The following is a 386-nucleotide window of genomic DNA, read 5'->3' as shown; positions in this document are numbered from 1 at the left end:
CATGGAGGAGAACGGAGCATAGGCCCCCCGGTCGCGTAGCACGCGGGCTTCTGGGAAAATGCGCTGGGAAATATCGGGGGCACTTGCCTCCGTTTCCAGCCCGCCCCGATATGAACCTTTCCGCTCTCCTCCTTGGTTCTCTCCTGGCTTCGGCCCCCGCGGTTCCCCCCTCGACTGCTTCCCTGCAGGGCGACATGCCCGAGGCCGCCGTCCCCTTCGCCTGTGGTCGCATCTACACGGTGAGTCAGGGTCACGACACCGGTAGCCATCAGTACAACGACACCTTCGCCTGGGACTTCCGCATGCCGGACGGCACCCCCATCGTCGCGGCGCGTGACGGGGTGGTGCGGCTGGCGCGCGGTGACAGCTCCACGGGTGGCTGCGAC

Annotated in this window: 1 pseudogene; it reads left to right on the top strand. The window is 67.1% G+C overall.

Going from position 1 to position 386, the window contains the following annotated elements:
* Positions 1–194 precede the first annotated feature (194 nt).
* A pseudogene (locus tag D7Y04_RS46310) lies at positions 195–386 on the top strand (M23 family metallopeptidase); the annotation flags it as partial.

The organism is Corallococcus sp. AB038B, assembly GCF_003668955.1.
Classification (GTDB): Bacteria; Myxococcota; Myxococcia; order Myxococcales; family Myxococcaceae; genus Corallococcus; species Corallococcus exiguus.
The sequence above is the reverse complement of the archived record's forward strand: the minus strand, read 5'-3'. Positions and strand labels throughout refer to the sequence as shown.